This is a genomic window from uncultured Fenollaria sp. (assembly GCF_934202865.1).
In the GTDB taxonomy this organism is placed as follows: Bacteria; Bacillota; Clostridia; order Tissierellales; family Peptoniphilaceae; genus Fenollaria.
This window is the reverse complement of the sequence record NZ_CAKPYL010000018.1, coordinates 1-21751: the sequence shown is the minus strand read 5'-3', so window position 1 is coordinate 21751 and position 21751 is coordinate 1. Positions and strand designations below refer to the sequence as shown.

20 protein-coding genes are annotated in these 21751 nt (G+C 38.4%); 16 read left to right on the top strand and 4 right to left on the bottom strand.

The window, feature by feature from the left end:
* Positions 1-321: 321 nt before the first annotated feature.
* From Q0E71_RS03255 to Q0E71_RS03205, 11 genes are all read left to right on the top strand, one after another.
* Positions 322-930 (top strand): hypothetical protein, encoded by a 609-nt coding sequence (locus Q0E71_RS03255; RefSeq protein WP_294795959.1) that lies wholly within the window; start codon positions 322-324, stop codon positions 928-930.
* A gap of 16 nt (positions 931-946) precedes the next feature.
* Complete coding sequence (locus Q0E71_RS03250; protein WP_367116805.1) at positions 947-1327, top strand: cytidine deaminase; 381 nt, start codon at positions 947-949, stop codon at positions 1325-1327.
* A gap of 38 nt (positions 1328-1365) precedes the next feature.
* A complete protein-coding gene (locus Q0E71_RS03245; RefSeq protein WP_294795956.1) occupies positions 1366-1635 on the top strand; it encodes a DUF2700 domain-containing protein in 270 nt (89 codons plus the stop codon).
* A 94-nt stretch (positions 1636-1729) separates the two neighbouring features.
* Positions 1730-1909: a hypothetical protein gene (locus Q0E71_RS03240; RefSeq protein WP_294795954.1), complete on the top strand. Its 180-nt coding sequence runs from the start codon at positions 1730-1732 to the stop codon at positions 1907-1909.
* Positions 1910-2054: 145 nt separating this feature from the next.
* Positions 2055-2534, top strand: a complete 480-nt coding sequence (locus tag Q0E71_RS03235; RefSeq protein WP_294795952.1) for an ABC transporter permease — start codon at positions 2055-2057, stop codon at positions 2532-2534.
* Positions 2535-2591: 57 nt separating this feature from the next.
* The gene (locus Q0E71_RS03230; protein WP_294795950.1) at positions 2592-4550 is read left to right on the top strand and encodes a DUF2075 domain-containing protein; all 1959 of its coding nucleotides are present in this window, start codon (positions 2592-2594) and stop codon (positions 4548-4550) included.
* Positions 4551-4581: 31 nt separating this feature from the next.
* Positions 4582-6147: a HEPN domain-containing protein gene (locus Q0E71_RS03225; RefSeq protein ID WP_294795948.1), complete on the top strand. Its 1566-nt coding sequence runs from the start codon at positions 4582-4584 to the stop codon at positions 6145-6147.
* Positions 6148-6987, top strand: coding sequence for a metallophosphoesterase (locus Q0E71_RS03220; RefSeq protein WP_294795946.1), 840 nt, complete (start codon positions 6148-6150; stop codon positions 6985-6987).
* 21 nt (positions 6988-7008) lie between these two features.
* Positions 7009-7515: a DNA-deoxyinosine glycosylase gene (locus Q0E71_RS03215; RefSeq protein ID WP_294795945.1), complete on the top strand. Its 507-nt coding sequence runs from the start codon at positions 7009-7011 to the stop codon at positions 7513-7515.
* A 208-nt stretch (positions 7516-7723) separates the two neighbouring features.
* Complete coding sequence (locus Q0E71_RS03210; protein WP_294795943.1) at positions 7724-8245, top strand: GNAT family N-acetyltransferase; 522 nt, start codon at positions 7724-7726, stop codon at positions 8243-8245.
* A 171-nt stretch (positions 8246-8416) separates the two neighbouring features.
* Positions 8417-9142, top strand: coding sequence for a hypothetical protein (locus Q0E71_RS03205; RefSeq protein WP_294795941.1), 726 nt, complete (start codon positions 8417-8419; stop codon positions 9140-9142).
* A gap of 75 nt (positions 9143-9217) precedes the next feature.
* Here Q0E71_RS03205 and Q0E71_RS03200 read toward each other — a convergent pair whose 3' ends face one another.
* Together Q0E71_RS03200 and murC are read right to left on the bottom strand one after the other, a co-directional pair.
* Complete coding sequence (locus Q0E71_RS03200; protein ID WP_294795939.1) at positions 9218-10606, bottom strand: sodium:alanine symporter family protein; 1389 nt, start codon at positions 10604-10606, stop codon at positions 9218-9220.
* Between the two features lie 506 nt (positions 10607-11112).
* A complete protein-coding gene (gene murC / locus Q0E71_RS03195; RefSeq protein ID WP_294795937.1) occupies positions 11113-12498 on the bottom strand; it encodes a UDP-N-acetylmuramate--L-alanine ligase in 1386 nt (461 codons plus the stop codon).
* 156 nt (positions 12499-12654) lie between these two features.
* Here murC and spoVG point away from each other — a divergent pair, with 156 nt between their 5' ends.
* Both spoVG and Q0E71_RS03185 read left to right on the top strand, forming a co-directional pair.
* Positions 12655-12963: a septation regulator SpoVG gene (gene spoVG, locus Q0E71_RS03190; RefSeq protein ID WP_294795961.1), complete on the top strand. Its 309-nt coding sequence runs from the start codon at positions 12655-12657 to the stop codon at positions 12961-12963.
* A 166-nt stretch (positions 12964-13129) separates the two neighbouring features.
* On the top strand, positions 13130-14497 hold the full coding sequence (locus Q0E71_RS03185; protein ID WP_294795935.1) for an MATE family efflux transporter: 1368 nt from the start codon (positions 13130-13132) through the stop codon (positions 14495-14497).
* A gap of 354 nt (positions 14498-14851) precedes the next feature.
* On the opposite strand, the gene pgeF is transcribed toward Q0E71_RS03185, so the two are convergent.
* Both pgeF and Q0E71_RS03175 read right to left on the bottom strand, forming a co-directional pair.
* Positions 14852-15580 (bottom strand): peptidoglycan editing factor PgeF, encoded by a 729-nt coding sequence (gene pgeF / locus Q0E71_RS03180; protein WP_294795934.1) that lies wholly within the window; start codon positions 15578-15580, stop codon positions 14852-14854.
* Positions 15581-15629: 49 nt separating this feature from the next.
* A complete protein-coding gene (locus Q0E71_RS03175; RefSeq protein ID WP_294795932.1) occupies positions 15630-17024 on the bottom strand; it encodes an aminopeptidase in 1395 nt (464 codons plus the stop codon).
* Positions 17025-17116: 92 nt separating this feature from the next.
* Between Q0E71_RS03175 and Q0E71_RS03170 the strand changes: the two genes are divergently transcribed.
* From Q0E71_RS03170 to Q0E71_RS03160, 3 genes are all read left to right on the top strand, one after another.
* Positions 17117-18364: a dihydroorotase gene (locus Q0E71_RS03170; RefSeq protein ID WP_294795930.1), complete on the top strand. Its 1248-nt coding sequence runs from the start codon at positions 17117-17119 to the stop codon at positions 18362-18364.
* Positions 18339-19457 carry an ATP-NAD kinase family protein gene (locus tag Q0E71_RS03165; protein WP_294795929.1) on the top strand — a complete coding sequence of 373 codons (1119 nt, stop codon included), beginning with the start codon at positions 18339-18341 and terminating at the stop codon, positions 19455-19457. Before Q0E71_RS03170 ends, Q0E71_RS03165 begins: the two co-directional genes overlap by 26 nt.
* Positions 19458-20484: 1027 nt before the next feature.
* The coding region (locus Q0E71_RS03160; RefSeq protein ID WP_294795927.1) for an ATP cone domain-containing protein at positions 20485-21751 on the top strand (1267 nt) is incomplete at its 3' end.

The following is a 21751-nucleotide window of genomic DNA, read 5'->3' as shown; positions in this document are numbered from 1 at the left end:
CGTGCACAAGGTGCACAGCAGGTAAAAGCCCCTTGCAGGGGCAGAGCAAACCACCGGCTACGCCGGTGGTTATGATTGTGTTTAAAATATCTCAGTTAGACCGAGGTTTCAGTTTAGATTTAGTGATGAGAAAGAACAAAAAACCACTCTTTATACATTAAATATTAGTATTCTTTATTTTTTATATCACTTTACCAGATTCATGTCAATTGTTCCGCTAAATGAGATATATAATTCCGATAGCCTTGATATTGTTCCGATAAAATGATAAAATAAATTATACTTAGAAAATAGACTTAATTAGTAATTTTAGGAGAAAAAATGAGCATAATTAGAATCAACACATACGACGACCATCGCTTCAGTCAAGAAGCGCTTAATCAGCACGGCTGCTACCTTGCAAATGGTGATGCACCTATCGAGATTAAAATCATTTCAAAGAGCGAGGCTATTATAATAGGCGATGAAATTTATTTTGGCGAAGTCATTGACGAGTTTCGCTTCAACGCAGAGCATATCACAAAATTTTACGACGAAAGCGGCAAAATAGTCAAAAAATTCAAAGACGTGGAGCTCTTTAAGCTTGATCTAGATAAAATCCAGCCGATACAGTTCTTCGTCGATAGAGATAAATTAGAAGCAGTCAGGACCTTTGTTCGTAGTGAAGAAGACGTCATCATCCCCATTGCGATGCACGATGGCGCTTACGTATCCCTTGATGGCCACACACGCCTCTACCTTGCATATAGCCTTGATTTTAAGCACGTCTACGCTTATTATAGTGAAGACTTCGATGGCTTCGACTATTTCTTTGACGAAGCAAGAAAAAGAAATATATATACAGCAAAAGACTTGATTTTGCTCGATCATGAGGAGTATGTAGATAAGTGGGATAAGTTTTGCGATGAGTATTATATGAATAGACAGTGAATAAGAGGTGATAAGAATGTCTAGAACATGGGAAGAACTATATGAGGCGGCAAAAGCTATTCAGCATGAAAGAGAGATTTCGGAAATGATAAGCGCTGGCGGAGTAGCGGCGGCTATTGAATCAGCGTCGGGAAAGATTTACACGGGTGTTTGTGTGGACACGGCTTGCACTTTGGGCATATGCGCTGAGCGAAACGCCATCTTCAACATGATTACAAATGGCGAGCATGAGATAAAAAAGGTGCTTGCGCTGATGCCAAATGGCAAAACAGGAGCTCCATGCGGCGCCTGCCGTGAACTTATGACGCAGCTGATGCCCGGCCATTATCAAGAAATTGAAATAATGATCGATTACGAAGCCCATAGAACTGTCAAGCTAGGCGATTTTGACGCCTGATTGGTGGATATAGATGATTTATTTTTAGGAGATGAAATATGGAAATATTAAGAATTATAATTCCCTTACTCATAGTCTGCGTAGTAGTGGTCTACATCATCCGCACTGTTAAGAAAAGGCAGGAAGCAGACAAAGATGAAGTCACTGATAAAGGCGATGGAGAAGACACTTATATGTCCGAAGGCATGTCGATAGGCATTTGCTTAGGTGTTGCTGTGTCGACGGCGCTTAATGGCGAGCTTGCCATCGGCATATCTGTCGGAATGATGCTTGGCATGGCTATTGGCATGAGCATTAAGAAGAAATAGATAAATGATTTAAAGATATGTGAGAGCCTATCTTTTTTATGCAAATGGATTTAATTGTGATATAATATAATTAATATATAAGTGGAGGGATACTTTGGGACTATTTTCAGATAAAAGAGCAAAAGAAGAAAAGCAAGCAGAAGATAAGCAAAAGTTCATCGAGCGATATGGACTAGAAGATTTTGACGAAGAAGAAGTAGTAGAGGATATGTATAAGACATATAAGGTGACTAGATTTAGTGGCATGCAAGGACAATCGAGCAAAACTGGATGATTATTACGCAGCTTAATAGACTTAATAAAAATATCGAAGAGCTAAAGAATAAGTAAAGATTTACACAAAGCATCTACGCTGTAGGTGCTTTTTTATATGCAAATGGCAGCGGTTGTGGTATAATTAAGCAAAGGAGCAATAAATAATGTTAATCGTAGAGATAATCATATTATGCGCAGTGTTTTTTGCCAAATGCTTTTTAGGTACAGGAACAGACGAGAAAAACCTTAAGAGATACGCCTCATACCCAGATGAAGTGCAAAAGCGAATCAGAAAAATTCAAGAATACCAAGGCAAGTACCATGAAGCTAATAAGCTTGTCACATGGCTTGTAAATCTAGTATTGTTTTTTGTACTACTCATAATTTTTGGAATATTTATACGCGAAAAAGATTTTTCGCAAAATTTTATAAACTTACTTATACTTGGCGAGGCGCTAAACATTTTCGATCTGCTCGTTATAGACCTACTTTGGTGGAGAGGCACAAAACGCATAAGACTAAGTAAAGTTCCAGAAAAGGCTTTGTACCAAAACCCAAAGAAGCACATAGAAGCCTTTGCGAGAGCAGTGCCTATGTATATGGTAGTCGCTGCAGTGGATGGCTTTATCTTGACGCTATTTTAAAAATACAAGGAGCAATAAATATAAATTGTGTAAATTATTAAATTTAAAGGTGATACTATGGAAAGAGCATATTATTCAAATGAAATTATTAATTTTTTAAAAGATGATGACAGCAAAATTTTTGGAGAAATAACATACAATGACAAGAACACAAGTGAGGATCTGCAAAAGGAAGCTTGGAAGAAACAAATAAGTATTTTGAAGGACCAAGTGTCTGGATTTAAAGATGGTCATGTGATTTTTGAATACACTATACCAAGAATAGGAAAAAGGATAGATAATGTCATATTATATAAGGGAATTGTATTTTTATTAGAATTCAAAGTTGGAGCTTCTTCTTATCCCAAATATGCTATCGAACAAGTGCTTGACTACGCTCTTGATCTTAGCTGCTTTCATAAAGAAAGCCATGCTAAACTATTGGTCCCAATTTTGATTTGTACTGAAGCTTTGGATATAGATGCGCCTATAAAAGAATTAAGAGACAATATTTTAGACGTGCATATGTGTAATGGCAATAATCTATCCAATTACATAGAGTCTGTATGCGAGAGATATAAAAGGAGCAGTTTTGAAGCGTCAAAGTGGATAAATTCTATATACATGCCAACACCAACTATTATCGAAGCAGCACAGGCTTTGTATTCAGGTCATAATGTAGAGGATATTTCAAGGAACGATGCGAGTGCTATAAACTTAAATCAAACTACACAAGCTATAAACGAAATTATAGATTACAGCAAAATGAATAATAGAAAGTCAATTTGCTTTATTACAGGTGTTCCAGGAGCGGGAAAGACATTAGCTGGTTTAAATATTGCGGTTGAGAGACAAAAAACTGATAATAATGAACATGCCGTATTTTTATCTGGCAATGGTCCTCTAGTCGATGTATTGCAAGAGGCTCTAGCTAGAGATGATGTAAATAGAAATAAGGTTAAAAAGACAGATGCGCTTCGTAAATCAAGAGAATTTATTCAAATAATACATCACTTTAGAGATGACGCAATTGCTGTAGAAAGTGCTCCATTTGAGGAAGTTACTATCTTTGATGAGGCGCAACGCGCTTGGGATGAGACTAATTTAGCAGACTTTATGAAAAGGAAAAAAGGAAAATTAGGTTTTAATATGTCTGAGCCAGAATTTTTAATTAGCATAATGGATAGGCATAAAGATTGGGCGACAATAGTTTGCCTTATAGGCGGAGGCCAAGAGATAAACAAAGGAGAATCAGCTGGCATATCTGGATGGTTTGAAGCATTAAAAAGCAAATTTCCAGATTGGGACATTTATATTTCAGATAAAATTACTGAAGATGAATATTCCAAGGGTAAGTCTTTTGATGAATTACTTAGTGGATTGAACTATAAAGTTGTTAGTGATTTGCATTTGGCAGTATCTTTGCGTTCATTTAGAAGCGAAAAAGTAGCTTCATTTGTAAAAGCCTTACTAGACGTGGATAAAATAACTGCTAAAACTTTATATGAAAATTTTAATGAAAAGTATCCAATCTGTATAACGAGAGATATAGAAAGCGCAAAAGAATGGATCAAAGGAAAAGCTTTGGGGACACAGCGCTATGGCCTTACAGCTAGCTCAGGCGCAAAAAGACTGCGCAAATATGGCATATGGGTTGACAACAAGGTGAAAGCAACAAATTGGTTTTTAAATGACAAAGACGATGTAAGATCCTCTTATTTTCTAGAAGAAACAGCAACAGAGTTTGATATTCAAGGACTGGAGCTTGATTGGAGCATATTAGCTTGGGATGCGGATCTTAGATTTATGAATAATAAGTTCAATTATTATAGTTTCAAAGGTACTAAGTGGCAAAATGTCAAAAACGAAGATAAGATATTATATTTAAAAAATGCCTATCGTGTTTTATTAACAAGAGCTCGTCAAGGCTTGATAATATTTGTTCCAAAAGGAGACGAAAACGACTGGACTATGAGGCCAGAGTATTATGACGGAATATATAGGTATTTGAAAGAGATTGGATTAGAAGAAGTTTAAATATTATTTGTATAATAATTGAGAGGTTGATATGGGAGATATAAAAGATTTTAGACTAGATAATGAAGTTATTTTTAAAGGATTTTGGGCGCTTTATCCACAAGATTTATTAGATAGCAATTTTAAGGTATCTAAGAAAGCAATTCCTGGCAATTTAGAATTAAAAAAAGGCAGAATTACTTTGGATTTAAATGGAAATTTTCAGGAGCATATATTAAATAATAAAAATAAAGATGTATTAACAAATAGAATATATGGTTTTTTATACAATGGCGTATATGTAGTTTTAGAAAACTGCATTAACAGTGGGAGAAATGGCTCTTCTAATGGATATCCAGTAGAAGAATATTTGGTTAATTTTTTATATACGTTAAATATTGACCCAATAACTGTAATTCCTAAAGATGAAAATAAGATTATGGCTAACAGAGTAAACCTTAGCCTTAACACTTTAGAACAATGGTATGATGTTGAAAGGCCAGAGATTACTCTTAAAAAAGGAGATCCCAAAATAATAGAAGCTCATTCAAATAAATTTTATGATGAAAATGAATTTTCAATTTTAAATGATACTTTTTTTATAAGTTTTAAAAGAAAATTACTTTTTGGCTATAAAGAAACCATAGGACCAGAGGTCACATATGAACCTTATATATCAGTTAGTACGAAGAATTATAAGCAGTATGATATAGAGACTTTTAAAGGAATTGCTAATTGGATATTTAAGCTAATAAACTTTTTGACCCACACATATGGTAAATATGTAACATTTGAGTATTTTAATGAAGACGAAATTAATAATATACGTGTTGAGGTTAAAGACAATGGCGACCATATATATCATAATGCAAACTATCTTGGTAGACTAATATTTCCGCAGATAACTATAAAAGAATTTGATTTAGATTACAAATCAATAAAGTTAAGTGCAATAAAAGAAAACTGTGGTAAATTAATTTCAAAATGGTTTGAAAATAGAGAGAAATTAGAGTATATAGTTGACTTATATTTACAAAACTTAGCGTCAAATCTCGCCTTGGAAACTGATCTTATTAATCAAATAATTATTTTAGAAACGTATTATGATAACTTTTTAGATGGAAAATCAGAAAAAATTGATGATAAAGATAAAATTTTAGAAGATGTTAAACAAAAAATTAAAAATTTTATTGATGATCCTGAAACTTCACCGTCAATAAGAGAAAAAATAATTAAAAGCTTAGATAAGAAAACAAGTAAAAATATTACATTGAGAGAGAAACTAACGGTCTTATTACAAAATTTACCTAGTGAGCTTAGTGCTGGTTTAATAAGAGTAGATGAATCTTGGAATAATGATAATATGTTTATTGAAAAATATGCAGAGCGATTAAAAGATACAAGAAATTTTTATACACATGGAGCAAATGAAAAAAGACATAAACATCGATTTAAATCCTTTGAAGAGGCGATGTCAGCTAATAAAGTTTTGGATTACATTATTTTCTATTATATTTTAAAAGCCCTAAATACATTTGATGATGAATGGATTTTAAACTTACCTTTTTTTAGATGGATAATTTATAGAGCTCATAAAAATACTCATAAGGAGCAATAAATGAAAATACAGAAAAAATACATCAAATACATCATCTTCATCATGCTAATAGCTCTTGTGCTACTAGCTTTTGACGTACGTCTAAAAACGGTTCACTACACGATTACCTCAGATAAAATCAACACGCCTATGCGTATAGCGCTTGTCACTGACCTTCATTCATGCAAATATGGAAGCGGGCAAAAAACTCTTATTGATGCCATTGATAAAGAAAAGCCGGACATAATTCTTTTTGGTGGGGACATCTTTGATGATGTGATACCCGACGACAATACGAAGACCTTTCTCACAGCGATTGCGAAGCGCTACCCATGCTACTACGTCACAGGCAATCACGAGTACTGGAGCCGCCGCGTGGATGAGATGCTTGACTGGCTTGAAGCAAATGGCATAGAGGATGTTGGCGGCAAGACCATTCGCGTGAGCCTTAATGGCAATGAAATCAGTCTCTCTGGCCTCAACGACCCAGACGAGGCACACTACACAGGCGAGGGCGATGGCATGGTGTCCGAGCTTGAACGCGCTAAAAACGCGAGGGACGATAAGCTATTCACAATGCTATTGACGCATCGCCCATCTTTTGTGAATTTGTATAAGGATGCTGGCTTTGACTTGATACTCGCTGGCCATGCTCATGGCGGTCAGTGGCGCATCCCAGGCATTTTGAATGGTACTTTTGCGCCAGATGAGGGCTGGCTACCGAAGTTTGCCGGCGGAAGGTATAGCCTTGACAATGGTAGTCAGATGATAGTCAGCAGGGGACTTGCGAGGGAGTCGACGAGGGTGCCGAGGATTTTCAATAGGCCAGAGCTTGTTATAGTTGAATTAAAAACTAATTAATGAATTATTGAGGTGATATTTATGCCACAAGACAATTACAAAACCATAGTCCATCCGCTTGAACCGTGCTTTACCAAGGACTCAAAAATTTTGATCCTCGGCTCATTTCCATCGGTCAAGACTCGTGAATATGGCTTCTTTTACGGTCATCCGCAAAATAGATTTTGGCGCGTGATGGAAATTTTGTTCGGCGAGGACCTTGCTAATGGCATTGCCACGCGCAAAGACTTTCTTATGAGGCACAATATTGCTCTCTACGACTCCATTTACCAGTGTGACATAGTCGGCTCGAGTGACGCGAGTATCAAAAATGCCGTGCCATCGGATTTAAACCGCATTATTAAAGGCGCGGACATTAAGGAAGTTTTTCTCAATGGATCGACTTCGTATAAATATTACAAAAAGTATCACGAGAAGGACTTGGGAATCGAGGGAGTGAAACTGCCATCGACAAGTCCAGCAAATGCAAGGTATAGGCTGGATGACTTGGTGAATGAGTGGAGAGTAATATTGAAGTATTTGGATTAATTTAAAATAAATCCTATTTAGAATTATTGCCATAATGGCATTTTTCTGAAATAGAAAATCGGACATTGGAGATAAAAAATCGGATATTCAAAACCATAATCACGGTGACTTAGTTTATCTAGGTCACTTTTTCTTGACTTTTAGACTTCTTCGTGGTATTATTTATTTATTACAAGAAGAATATATAAATCAAGGAGGAAACTTACAAATGAATATAATTTACAAAGACATATTAATTAGAAACGCAGAAGAGTCTGATGCATCTCAGCTCGCATCTTGGTGGAACGACGGCTCTGTCATGGCTCACGCTGGCTTCCCGAATGGAGTGAACACTAACGAAGAGAGGATTAAGAAGCAGATCAAAAATTACACTGATGCTCACAGAGTTTTGATGATTGAGTACAAAGGCAAGGCCATCGGCGAGATGAATTATGAGTTTTCTGATGATGATAGATGCGAGATAGGTATAAAGATATGCGATAGCACTTATCAAGAGAAGGGACTTGGACGAGTAATACTTACTTTGCTTATAGAAGAGCTCTTCAAAATGGGCGCGAAGACCATATTCCTAACGACAAATCTAAATAATAAAAGAGCTCAGCATGTTTACGAAAAACTTGGATTTAAAAAAATTCGTATTGATTATGACTCGTGGACGAATCAACTTGGAGAGAAGCAATCGATAGTTAATTATGAGTTAAAAGAGGATGAACTGAATAGATTTAAATAAATCCTATTTAGAATTATTGCCATAATGGAACTTTTCTGAAATAGGAAATCGGACATTGGACATAAAAATCGGACATTCAATACCATAATCACAGTGACTTAGTTTATTCTAGGTCACTTTTTCTTTACATTTAGCCACATTCGTGGTATTATCTTATTAAGAGGTGATTTTATGAAAAAAATATTACTAATTTTACTCGCTCTATCCATGTTTATGGTCTCGTGCGGAGGACCTAGCAAGGATGAAGCTATAGATAAGGGCATAGAAGAGGCGGATGCAAATCAAGAGGAAGCGCCTGAGACCAAAGAGGGCGAGGAGCCTATAGGCGAAGAAAGAAAGGAAGAAGAAACAAGTAAAGAAAAAGTAGATGTATTTGACTGTATTGACTACGCTGTAAGCGTTGACGGCGAAGACTACGGCTACGTAGAGAATATTAACAAAAGACTGTTTAGCGTCTCTGGCATCAACAAAATCATGGTTCGCGCTTGGAAGAGCGGCGAATATGCTGACGACAAGGCTCTAGCGCAAACAACTGACTACTCAAAGCTACTTAACGACGACGAGATTATCTACGGCGTTTACCCTCAAAGCATGGAGTTTTCCTTTACTTACAACGAAAGCTACAATATCAGCTACAGCTTTGCCGGCGATGACGAAGAAATATATAGTTTTTCTTACAAAAAGCATGCGCCTGAAGAAGTGAAGGTCATGGGCGAGACTCTTTACTTTGACATTGACTACTTAAGCAGCATCTTTGCCTTTAAATACAAGCTTGACAATGAAAACAAAGTCCTTGTCATCGATTCAAAAGGCGAATACACTTCGAGCATGACTGAGATAGACCCATCTGGCTACGACAGCCTCGAAGCTCTATTAAAAGCAAATTTTGATAAATAGTTTTGTATAGTATTATAGCCACAGATACACAAAAAAGGCTCTCAGCAATTGCTGAGAGCCTCTCTTTATCTAATCTTAATCTAATTCGCCCATATCTTTTCTACGCAAATAGTTTTTGTACGCCTTTTTTACTTGAGGTGCAAGTAAGAATAGAGCGATAAGGTTCGGTATGACCATGAAGCCGTTGAAAGTATCGGCAAGGTCCCAAATTAGATTTGAACCGAATACCGAGCCAACGACGATGCATATAAGTACAAGTACTCTATATACGTTGATCGCTGCTTTTCCCTTGAATAAGTAGCGGATGTTCATCTCGCCAAACATATACCAACCAACTATAGTTGTGAAAGCGAAGAACATTAGCGATATCGCTAGGAATATGGTTCCAGCCTTACCAAAGGCCGATGTGAACGCATATTGAGTAATCGCAACAGCCTTCGCACCCGACATATGAGCATCAGTTGCTAAAACTATAAGCGCTGTGATAGAGCAGATGATAAGTGTGTCTACAACAACGCCAGCCATCGCTACGAAACCTTGTATACAAGGGTCCTTAACCTTTGCAGTCGCGTGAGCATGAGGCGTCGAGCCCATACCAGCTTCGTTCGAGAAAAGACCTCTCGCAACACCATTCTTAATCGCTTCCTTCATTACAGTACCAGCCATACCGCCGATAACCGCCTGAGTTGAGAAGGCTTCCCTAAATACGCCAGATATAACTAGACCCAAATGATGTCTATAAATATAAAGGATAGCCACAGAGCCAACGATGTAGATAAGTGCCATGAAAGGCACTACAAGCTCAGCCATAGACGTGATTCTCTTAAGGCCACCCATGATGACAAAGCCAACAAGAACAGCAAGTCCGATACCGATATAAAGCGCGTTAACATTTAGAGCGTTCGACATAGCAAGGGCAATGGAGTTCGATTGAACCATGTTGCCTACAAAACCAAGTGCAAGGATAATTGTTATTGAGAATATTATTGCAAGTGGTTTAGACTTAAGACCATTGGAAATGTAGTACGATGGACCTCCGACAGGCTCGCCGTCCCTCTCTTCCTTATACAATTGCGCAAGAACCGCCTCAGCAAATATAGTTGACATGCCAAGAATACCCGAAACCCACATCCAGAAAATCGCGCCCGGTCCACCAGATGCCACAGCAGTTGCTACGCCACCGATGTTACCAGTACCAACTTGCGCAGCAATCGCCGTAGCAAGCGCTTGGAACGAGTTTACATGAACCTCTCCGTCTTTTTCTTCTTTTTTATCTTTCTTCTTAAATAGTCCGCCGAAAGCGTATTTAAACGCTAGACCTATCTTAGTGATCTGCGGAAAACCTAGGTATATAGTGTAGAATATACCCAAAGCTAAAAGCGCATACATCAAAAACTTTGACCATAAAACGCTATTAATAGCCTTGACGATGGGCTCTAGCTTTACTGCTAAATATGTATTCATATTATTCCCCCTTTTCTTTATTATATCATAGAAGTAAATACTGTGTAAATACTTTAATTGAATCCTGTGATGAAAAATTTTTATTGCTAACATAAAAAAAATATTATAGTTTCATAGCTTATGTATTACTTTTGTGAATGGTTCAGCCACGATAATGGCAGGGCGCTTTTACTTATTTTAATTATATCGTTTTGCGCGTAAATCGATTTTTCTATTAATAGTCCGCCGCGCCAATGGCATATGACGAGCGTTTGATATGGCAAAATTGCTTTCAAAAGTAAAATTACTAAAGAAGGCAAAAGAAAAAATCGTATCAAAGCCATTAGCTTAAGTAAATTTACTAAAGATAGCAAAAATAAAAATCGTGGCAAGGCTATTAGTAAAGTAAAAAAAATGAGCAGAGGCGCAAAACCATTATCGTGGCAAGACCATTATCACAGCAAGGCCATAAGCATAAAAAAAGACACACATCGCTGTGTGTCTTGTAAAACTATTCTATAATTATATTATTTTTCCTTAATCTTCAAAAGGTCTTCGCCAAGCTTGTAGATATTGCCCGCGCCGACAGTTAAGATGATGTCGTTTTCCCTTAGATTGTCAAGAAGATAATTTTCGATGTCCTCAAATTTCGAGATATACATCGCATCGTAGCCGTGATCCTTCATCGACTTGATCAGGTCCTTGGAGTGAACGACTTTCGTATCCTTTTCTCTCGCAGCGTAAATGTCTGTGATGATGGTTACATCGCTTCTTTTAAACGCTTCAGCAAAGCCTTCTAGAAGTTTTTGCGTTCTAGTGAAGGTATGTGGCTGGAAGATGGTGATGATCCTGCCTTTAGCCATCTTCTTCACGGCTTCAAGTGTCGCCATGATCTCTGTTGGGTGATGTGCGTAGTCATCTATGATGCGCACGCTTCCTATATAGCCCTTTGTCTCGATTCTTCTGTGAACGCCAGCGTATAGAAGGATGTATTTCTTAATATCTTGTAGTGAAGCACCATAAGTATTCGCCATGGCGATGGCAGCAAGCGCATTATAAACGTTATGCTTACCTAAAACGCTTAGCTTGATCTCAGTTTTTTCGTTGTTGTGAATTAAATCGAAGTTCGCACAGCCATTCTCATCATAAGTGATGTTCTCAGCTTTATAATCAGCATCAGAGTCAACACCGAAGCTGATGGTTTTAGCCTTAACGTCTTTGATGGCCTCAATAACGTGCTCGTCGTCTTTATTGTATAGGACGTAGCCAGTTGATGGCACGTCGTCAGCGTATTTCTTGAATGTGGCGATGATGTCTTCGATGTTTTTATAAAAGTCTAAGTGGTCTTCGTCGATGTTTAGTATCATGGCCATGGTAGGATTGTATTTTAAGATGTTTGCCTTGTACTCGCAGGCCTCACTGACAATGATGTTTCCTTTACCTATCCTGATATTGCCGCCGATCTCGTCAAGTTCGCCACCTAAAAGTATGGTTGGATCCATTTGCGTATGTGTTGTGATCGAAGCAATCATCGATGTTGTAGTAGTTTTGCCGTGTGTGCCTGAAACGCAAACTGAGTTAGGGAAGAGCTTCATCACTTCGCCTAAGAAGCTCGCTCTGTCATAAATCTCAAGGCCAAGCTCCTTCGCTCTTATAAGCTCTGGATTGTCTGGACGTATCGCGTCAGTGTAAACAACTACCTTTGATGACTCTACGTTTTTTGCCTCGTGCTTGTTGTATACAACGGCGCCCATCTTCTTAAGTCTTTCTATGATTTGTGATTCACCTGTGTCAGTTCCTTTAACTTTGCAGCCCTCCGAGATAAGTAGTTCAGCAAGTCCGCTCATGCCTATTCCGCCTATGCCTATGAAAAATATATTATCAATATTGTGTTTTTTCAAAAAAAATCCCATTTTTCCTCCTAAATATATAAAAAGTACTTGAAAATAATTCAACTCTTTAGTATAATATATATATAAGCTATTTTATAATTTCGCTTATATAACTATCATAATATATATTATGATAAAAATCAAGCAAATTTTAGCTGAATTAGGAGGATGGAGAAAATGACAATCACAGACGTAAGAGTAAGACTAGTTGACAAGGAAGGTTTAAACTTAAAGGCAACAGCTTCAGTTACTTTTGATAACGCTTTTGTTGTTCACGACATCAAAGTTATCGAAGGAAGAGAAGGTTTATTCATTGCAATGCCTTCAAGAAAGGTACCTAATGGTACTTACAGAGACGTAGCCCACCCAATCAACTCAGAAGCAAGAGCTGACATCGAAGAAAAAGTTTACAAAGCTTACGAAGCAGCTGTTGAAGACGCAAAAAACGAAGCTGATGAAGAAATACTAGTAATGGAAGAAAAGTAGTAATTTTTAATTAGTTATTAGAAATATGAGCCTCTAGCCAGGCTCTTTTTTCTTTGCAAAATATATTTATATATATGGAAGAGGGATCTTTTCCATTCGTAAGGCGAAATGTCTTGACAAGTAATCTCGTAAATGATAAAATTATTGAATTGAAAGGATGAGTTATATGAAAAATTTACGTGAAATGTTTCAGGATAAAAAATTTTTAAAATTAGTATATAGCCTTGCAGTGCCAGTCGCACTTCAAAATCTACTCGCAAGTGTACTTAATACACTGGATACAACGATGATATCGTCACTAGGCGACTATGCGATATCGGCAGTTGGTCTTGCAAACCAAATCTTCTTCTTTATGACGCTTATCTGCTTCGGTATAGCGACAGGTACTTCAGTTATGATTGCTCAGTACAATGGCAAGGAAGACTACGAAGGCGTGAGAAAATCACATGGTATGGCACTGATGCTATCCGTGATCGTGGCAAGTATATTCACAATACTGGCGCTAGCTATACCAGAGCAGCTGATGAGGATCTTCACAGATGACACAAACGTAATCCCTTACGGCGTTACATACCTTAGAGTAGTTTCCTTCTCGTATATACTTACAGCAGTGAACTTCATTTATTCAGTATCAATGAGAAGCATAGGCAATGCAAAGACGCCTTTAATTGCATCGACATTTGCCTTCTTCGGAAACGCCTTCTTTAACTACGTTTTCATCTTTGGTAAACTTGGCTTTCCAGCTATGGGCGTAGCGGGTGGCGCGCTAGGTACTATCCTTGCTCGTATACTTGAATTTATCGTTTTATATATAGCACTTAAAAAACACAGAAGTCCACTAAAAGGCAAGATTAAGGACTTCATTACATTCGACAGCCATTTTAAAAAACTTTACCTAAAGACAGCAGGTCCAGTAATTTTGAACGAAACATTCTGGTCCTTAGGACAAATCGTTTATCAGATAGCCTACGCAAAGCTTGGAACAAGGAGCGTTACAGCCTTGCAGATAGGTATGACAGTGCAAAACATCTTCTTCGTCTTAGCTAGAGGACTAGCCGGCGCTTGTACAGTTATAGTCGGCAACTCCATCGGCGCGGGCGACGAAGATCAGGCGTATAGATACGGAACGTGGCTACTAGAGCTCTCGGCCTTGACAGGACTTGTACTTGGTGCTTTGATGATCATATTTAGAGAGTCATTCTTCGTTATCTTCCCGAAAATTACGCCAGAATCAAAAGCCATAGCCGCAGATTTATTCATCACCATGGGTATTGCGCTCTTCGTTAAGACACATAACTCGACCCTTATAGTCGGCATATTTAGAGGCGGTGGAGACACAAGATACTCCATGGCGCTTGAGATGAGCTGCGTTTGGCTTATAGGTGTGCCACTAGCCTTCCTTGGCGCAGTAGTACTAAAATTACCGCTTCACTACGTGTACTTGATGGCGTGCGGCGAAGAATTTGCCAAGGCAGCCATAGGATTACCGAGAGTAATTTCGAAGAAGTGGATTAAGAACATAACAAATGAATAGATGTATTTGTAAAGAGCAGTGTGAGCTGCTCTTTTTTTATGCGCCAAATACTGGAATGAAATCATGCCAAATACTGGAATGAAATCATGCCAAATACTTGGATAAAAAAGCGCCAAACACTTGGATAAAAATGCGCCATTTACAAGGATAAAAACGCGCCATTTACAAGGATAAAAATGCGCCATTTACTTGGATGGATTTGCGAAATGGCTTGATATAGACGTTTATAATATGATAGAATAAATAAAAATGCTAGCTAATTTAATTTAGCTAGCATTGCTTTTTTGCACGATTTTGTCGCGAATATTGTATCATATTCGCGGGCATTATATCAAATTTTAAATATCAAATTTTTTATATACAAACCATTGTATACATCAATCCATAATCTTTTTTGTCGCGTCTATAAGAGTGGAAGCGCTGGTCTGTGACTGTATCGACGTTTGAGATGTATATATTTTCTTCTTTAACTCCCATACTTATTGCATCGCACTTAACAACTCTTCCTAAATCTATCAAATAATGTGTTTCATCTTTCTTTTCAATAATGCCTTCATAAGAAAAATTCTTCTCGAAAATCTCTTTTACATCGCTTTTTACTTCAAATGAGGCCTTTTGTATATGTGGTCCGACATAAACTTTTAAATCTGCTGCTCTTGATCCAAGCCCCACCATCTTCGTAATTGCTTCTTTCACTATGGAGTTTGCTGTGCCTTTCCAGCCTGAGTGAACGGCTGCGATGCACTCCCTGACGCTATCGTAAATTATTACGGGTAGGCAGTCTGCGCTCTTAATCACGAGCACATCGCCATGGCCCCCTATAAGTCCATCTGTCTCGTCGTAAAAATGCACCCCGCCATTGCCATTAACATAGGTGATATTATTCGAGTGAACTTGGCGTGTCACGTTTATACTGCCATAATCAAGGCCGATATGCTCAAGCACTTTTGGAAGCTCGTTAATAAAATAATTTTCGTCTCCTTTTATGTTGATGGGTTTAAGGCTCATTACGTTTGTCAAGCCTAAATCATTTAGATAAGTACTTATCAAATATTTTTCGTCTATAATCTTATAATCTTTCATAATTTTCCTCATATGTAAAAGAAGCACCAATTAAGGTGCCTCATGTATTTTATTCAAAGAATGCTTTGTAAGCTTTGTATGACATGTATGTGTCGAACTTTGAAGTAACTTCGTTTGGTGCGTGCATGTTTAAAACTGCTGTACCGCAGTCAACTACTTCTGCGCCGTACTTGCTTAGTAGGTATGCGATAGTTCCGCCGCCACCTGCGTCAACTCTGCCAAGTTCGCCTGTTTGCCAAGCAACGCCTGCTTTGTCGAAGATATCTCTTACATCTCTTAAGAATTCTGCGTTTGCATCGTTGCAGCCGCCTTTTCCGCCTGCTCCAGTGTACTTAGCTACTGCGATTCCGCCGCCTAATACAGCTGTGTTGTTCTTTTCATAAACTGAGTCAAAGTTAGGGTCATAAGCTGCTGTTACGTCTGCTGAAAGTACCCAAGAGTTCTTTAGGCATCTTCTAACTGTAAGAGCTGAGTACTCGCCTTCTAGTGCTGCTAACTCATGTAGAGCGTTTTCAAGCACGTAGCTTGCCATACCAGTGTTGCCTTGTGAGCCAACTTCTTCCTTATCCATGAACATAGCTAGAGCTGTGTGCTCGCCTTGCTTCATGTCAAGTATTGCCTTAAGTCCTGCGAATGCGCAAACTCTGTCATCTTGGCCATAGCTGAAGATCATGGATCTGTCTATGCCTAGGTCACGAGCCTTGCCTGCTGGAACTACTTCGATTTCGGCAACTTTGAAATCGTCTTCTTCAATGCCATATTTATCGCTAATGATTCTCATAACATTAGCCTTAACGCGATTTGACTTGTCTTTCTTATCGTTATCGTCGTCATCTGCCAATGGTATTGAGCCCATAAGCACGTTTAATTGTTCGCCAAGTATGCCTTCAGCAAGCTTCTTTTGCATTTGTTCACGTGACAAGTGGATCAATAGGTCTGTGATAGTAAATACTGGATCGTCATCGTCTTCACCGATTGAGATGTCAACTCTCTTTAGGTCCTTTGTATAAACAACGCCGTGTAAAGCTAGTGGTATAGTAGTCCATTGGTACTTTTTAACTCCGCCGTAGTAGTGAGTCTTTAAAAAGCCTAGTTCGCTTGCTTCGTATAGTGGATTTGGCTTAAGATCAAGTCTTGGGCTGTCGATGTGAGCGCCAACTATTCTTAGGCCTTCTTCAAGTTTCTTTTCACCCATAACGAATAATAAAACGGATTTTTCCTTGTTATTTAAGTAAAGCTTGTCGCCCTTCTTAACTTTAGTTCCGTTTTTGATAGCTTCATCTAAGTTCTTAAAGCCGTTAGCTTCAGCTATGCGTATGATTTCTTTAACTGCTAGTCTTTCAGTTTTTGCCTTAGTCAAAAAGTCTTTGTACTCTTCGTTATAGCTTGTAACGTCCTCAAGCACATCGTTTGAAAGGCTTAGCCATGAAATTTTTTCTGCCATTGTAATTCCTCCTTTTTTTATATTATAACATAAAGGCGCGCAAAATTCATCCCTTTTGGGTATAAATATTAAAATGCTGATGGAGGTTTTTTATGTTAATTAAAAATATTAATTTTATCGATACAATTGATGATGGCATAAGACGAGTCGATATGCTCATTGAGAATGGCATAGTCACTGCGATTGAAGAGAGCGTCGAAAATAGTGATCCTTGCGTGATTGATGGCGAAGGACTATATATATCACACGGGCTAATAGATACGCACGTGCATTTTAGGGACCCAGGCCAAACATATAAGGAAGATTTGACTACGGGAGCGGCTGCGGCTAAGAGGGGCGGCTACACTTCAGTACTTCTTATGGCAAACACAAAGCCAGTCGTTGACAATACTAAAACGCTTGAAGATATATTAGCTAGATCAAAGGACTTAGGCGTAAAGATTTATCAAAACGCGACCGTGACTAAGGGCATGCTGGGTGAAGAGCTTGTTGATATGGATGCGCTTCACAAGGCAGGCGCAATCGGATTTACTGATGATGGTAAGCCTATAATGAAGGCGAAATTATTATACGACGCTCTAATCGAAGCAAAAAAATATGACGCGCCAATCAGTTTACATGAGGAAGACCCCTTCTTCATTAAAAAGGCAGGCAAAAATGAAACAGCGCCAGCCATTACCGAGGCGGTTATGGTGGCGCGAGATGCGTATCTAGCAGTAAAAGCGGACTCAAAATTAAACTTCCAACACATTTCATCTGCGGATGCACTTGAAATTATTAGAAATTATAAAAAATACACAGATAAAATATTTGCAGAGGTCACACCTCATCACTTTACATTAACAGAGGAGGCTGTTGAAAAGCACGGCACTTTGGCAAAAATGAATCCGCCACTAAGGACGGCTGCTGATAGAGAGGCGATTACCCGCGCTATCAAGGACGGTACCATTGACATAATTGCGACTGATCATGCGCCTCATGCAGCTGAGGAAAAGGCTAAGGATTTCTTCAGCGCTCCGAGCGGCATCATAGGTCTTGAAACAGCTCTGCCACTTGCAATAGATGAGCTTCACCATAAGCATGGCATTGATCTAGTAAAAATTATAAAGATGCTGACTGTCAATCCCGCAAGGCTTTATGGACTTGAAGAGGGCAGCATAAAGGTCGGCTCGAGGGCTGATTTAGTTATTTTTGACATTAACGAAGAGTATATATATGAAAAATCTTCATCTAAGTCTCAAAATTCGCCATTCATAGGTGAAAAATTAAGGGGAAAGGTGAAGTATACAATAAAGGACGGAAAGGTGGTTTACAGTGAAGACAATAGGTTTAATTGTTAATCCAAAGGCTGGCGTCGGCGGTTCGGTTGCCTTAAAAGGCTCGGACGGCGAGGCTATATACGAAGAAGCAATAAAGCGTGGCGCAAGTGAAAAGGCGCACTTGAGGTGCGAAGAGGCATTCAGCCATTTACTTGATATAAAGGACGAGTTCAAGGTTTATACGGGCAATCACAGGCTCGGCGAGGACGAGATGAAAAAGCTTGGACTAAATTATGAGGTCGTTTATGAGACAGAGGCCAGTACTACGGCGGAAGATACGAAAAAGGCTTTGAAAGAGATACTTAAGAAGGACGTCGACCTGATTGTATTTGCAGGGGGAGACGGCACAGCTCGTGATGTTTACGATGCTGTGGGCCTTACAAAACCTGTGATCGGCATACCAGCAGGTACTAAGATGCATAGCTCAGTCTTTGGCGTTTCACCAAAGTCAGCTTCAGAAGTCATCATAGCCTTTTTACTAGATGAATCCTACGAGATAATCGAATCAGAAGTCATGGATATAGATGAGGAAGCGTTCAGAAACGAAGTTTTGAACGTGAAGCTCTATGGTGCGCTAAATGTAGTTAACAAGGGAAGAATGATGCAAGTCGGAAAGAGCCCGCAAAGTGCTTCAGAGAACGCAGATCTTGAGTCTATCGCTCAATATGTCGTTGATGAGATGAAGGACGACACACTATATATAGTCGGAAGTGGCTCAAGCATTCGCCCAGTTATGAATCTATTGGGCCTTGAAAATTCACTTTTAGGCGTCGACCTTGTATATAACAAGGAGCTCATCAAAAAAGATGCGAGCGAAAAAGACATCTACGAAGCGCTTATGAAGTATCCGAAGAGAAAGATTATCGTTACAATTATAGGCGGACAAGGATATATATTTGGCCGTGGCAATCAACAATTTTCCTCGAGAGTCATTAGAGAAGTTGGCAAGGAAAATATTATCGTCATCGCAACACAATCTAAGATCAATAACATCGCCGGTGGCAATTTACTCGCAGATACAGGTGATGACGCGACAAACGAGTACCTAGCTGGCTACTATAATGTTATCGTCGACTATAATTACATGAAGTTAATAAAACTTGTTTATTTGTAAAAGTTATTAGCTTTACGAAAATATTTTGTAAAAAGCCTTGACATTTTTCAAAAACATAGTATAATATTCTCTGTGATAAAAGAAAGACTAGAATAAACAGAGAAAGAGGAGAGTATGAGTAAATTGAAACGCAAATGGAGAAAGAGTAAGTCACTCGCAAGAACATTCGCAATGATACTTTGTGTTGTGATGGTGTTGTCGATAGTGTTACCGATATTGATAAATAATTAGTATTATATGCGAAGTAGTCCTTATATGATATATGGACTACTTTTTTTGCTAAATTTTCATTCAAATGCGCCCTTGCGCTTGTTCCCTCCTCGGCAATGCTCAGGTATGATCTATACATTCCGCTTGCCTCGTCAGTCCACATCGCGCAATCATCACATTTGCTCTGAAAATTTTAATAAATAGATCTAAGTATAAAATTTTCCGCTTGCGACTATATTTTTACTTACACGGGATATATTTTTTTGCTGCAATAAGAAAAGTGATTAATATGAGCGAAGCATTTAGAGAAAATTGCATTTAGCGAGAAAAGATATGTTCCAAAAGCAGCGCATTGAGACAAATTGCTTCAATTGCTTTGCGTAGGACGACGGCCAAAAATCCATCTAGTTGAGCGCAGCGAACGAATATGGATTTTTAGTCGGACAAGCTTAGCAATTGTCAATTTGTTGAACTAAGCTGCGTGGAACTATCTTTCCGATGTGAAGCGAAGAAAAACACTTTTCTATTTTTTTACAATCAAGTAATTACAATGCCTTCCCCAATCCTATTTCCCAAACTCTAAAATTTTTTGACTTTGGGAAGTAGCAAATCCATTTTCGCGAAAAATCAAAAAATCATTCTTTAGTAGTATTTTTATTTTACTCAATTTTCTACAAGCAAGGCCATTAGCATAAAGCTGATCTATCTATAAATTTATGAAGATAATTTCATAATTATTATCTTGAAAAATCATGCTGCTTATACTATAATTAGTATGTAGTTATAATTTTTAAACAATATATAGATAGGAGGACTTATGTTAAAGGTAGAAAAGCGTAATGGCAATGTGGTCGATTTTGAGCAAGACAAGATCAAAATTGCCATTGAAAAGGCGATGAAGGAAACTGAAAAGGGCGTTGACGAAGAAGTTTCTCAAAAGATCGCGAGTGAAGTGTTTGAAGAGGTTAAGGGCAAGGATCTTGTAAACATAGAGGACATTCAAGACTTGGTTGAACTTGCTCTAATGAAGTACAGACCTGAAGTTGCGAAGAAATACATTCTTTACAGACAAGAAAGAACTAAGCTTAGAGAAAAGGGCTGGGACATGACAGCTCTTCAAAGGGACATCTACGACAAGAAATATCGCTACGATGGCGAAACTTTCAATGAATTCCTTACTAGAGTTAGTGGCGGCAATGAATATATAAAAAAGGCTATTAGCGATAAAAAGTTTATGCCAGCGGGCAGGATACTTGCAGGACGCGGCCTTGACAAGCTTGGCAGAAAGATTACTCTATCGAACTGCTATGTAATGCCGAAGGTCGAAGACAGCATCGAATCTATCTTTGACACAGCAAAGTACCTTGCTAGAACCTATAGTTATGGCGGTGGCTGTGGCGTAAACATCTCCAAACTTCGTCCAAAGGGAGCAAGAGTCAATAACGCAGCGCTTACTACAACTGGATCAGTTTCATTTATGGACCTATTCAGCTTAGTTACTGGACTTATAGGCATGCGCGGCAGACGTGGCGCACTTATGCTAAACATGGACTCATCTCACCCGGATATAGAAGAATTCATCAACGTGAAGAATGACCTTGACAAGGTGACTTACGCAAACATCTCTGTTAATGTTGATGACGAGTTCATGAAAGCAGTTAAAAACGATACAGAATACGACCTACACTTCACTGTTGAAGCCAATGGTCAAGAGATACACAAAAAAGTTAGAGCCAAAGAATTATTTGAAAAGCTAGCCTACAATAACTGGAATGACGCCGAACCAGGCATTTTATTCAAGGACAGAATAGATTCGTGGCACCTAATGAGCGAGTTCGACGATTTTGAGTTCGCAGGCGTAAATCCATGCGCAGAAGAGCCACTACCAGCCTTTGGCAGCTGTAATCTATCTTCAATCAATATCTCAAACTTCGTTAAGTATCCGTTCAAAGAAGACGCTTACTTCGATTTTGAAGATTTTAAAGTAGCCGTTAAACATGGCGTTAGATACTTAAATGGCGTTCTAGACGAAAACGCAGAGCTTCATCCACTTAAAGAGCAAAGGGAAGTAGCTAAAAATCTTA